This window comes from Micromonospora sp. DT4, assembly GCF_049841675.1.
Taxonomy (GTDB): Bacteria; Actinomycetota; Actinomycetes; order Mycobacteriales; family Micromonosporaceae; genus Micromonospora.
Map to the genome: position 1 here is coordinate 1 of NZ_JBNCKT010000303.1, position 1058 is coordinate 1058.

Sequence of the window (1058 nt, forward strand, 5' to 3'; positions counted from 1 at the left end):
CCCTCGACGTCCTCAAACAGCTGTTCACCACCGGGCCGTGGTTGCCTCAAACGGCTACCTCAAGCTGAATACGTACCTCTCGGGCAGCTACCACCGCACCTACGGCGCCGATGACAACGACGCGATTCGCATCGACCATCCGCGCAGCGTCTACGTCGGCGAGCGGCAGATCATCGACCAACTCGACCCATTGCTCGTCCGAGCTCTTCTTCAGAGCCGCGTCCCGGTAACCAAGCCAGCAGTCCACCAAGGTCGACAAACGACCAGAGAGCTCTGACACCATCCACCGATGAGGAGGCAAGCGAAATACCACACCTATAAAAGACGAGACGTAGAGCAGCAGGCGAGTGCCGGTTGAGCGAAAGGCTCAACCGGCACTCGCCTTTTCGGAAAAAATTCCAAAGGTCGCCGAAGTGCACCAGCAATCCTGGCCATTCAGATCGGCCATCATGATGGCCGCCCGAGCCCGAGACCGGATCGACTTCGAGTGGCCCACACACCACCAGACTTCGAGTCGGCCAGCACTCCCGACGCACGGGCCAGCAATCCGGCCAGCATGCCGATCTCAGGATCCTCCAACTCGGCCGCGCTGGCAGACATACGAAACGCCGCTGCGCTGCCCCGCTAGCGGGGCGAACGCGGCCATCACCCCTCACCGAAAGGCCACAACATGGGACCGTTTCAGAACTTCCAAATCCGCATTGGTGTCGAGCGGGCCAAGCGGATGCGCCCTACGATCTGCTCTACAAACTCCTGCGCACCTCAGCCTCGTGCGGAATCCAGTAATGCCACACCATTGCTGATCGGAGACTTGGCAGGCATTCGCTATACGCCGGCGTCAAGCCTCGAAATTCGGAGCAAGGATTTCCGTCCAACTAAGCCGCGATGCTCGCAGCATCTCGCCGTGACAGCAATCAACGAGAGGCTTGACACCATACGACCAAAAGGGGTGTTCCGCCCCGGGTTAGATGGAGACATCGAAGTACGTATTCAGCTTGAGTTGATCGGCTGAGCGGGGCTGCGGTCTACTGTGGTGGCTGTGGCTGGCATGATCTTGG

At 59.7% G+C, this 1058-nt stretch carries 1 protein-coding gene; it reads left to right on the forward strand.

Annotation, left to right across the window (positions count from 1 at the left end; genetic code table 11):
- Positions 1 to 277, forward strand: a 277-nt coding sequence (locus ACLQ24_RS29785; protein WP_425895063.1) for a hypothetical protein, incomplete at its 5' end; no start/stop codon positions are given.
- Positions 278 to 1058 lie beyond the last annotated feature (781 nt).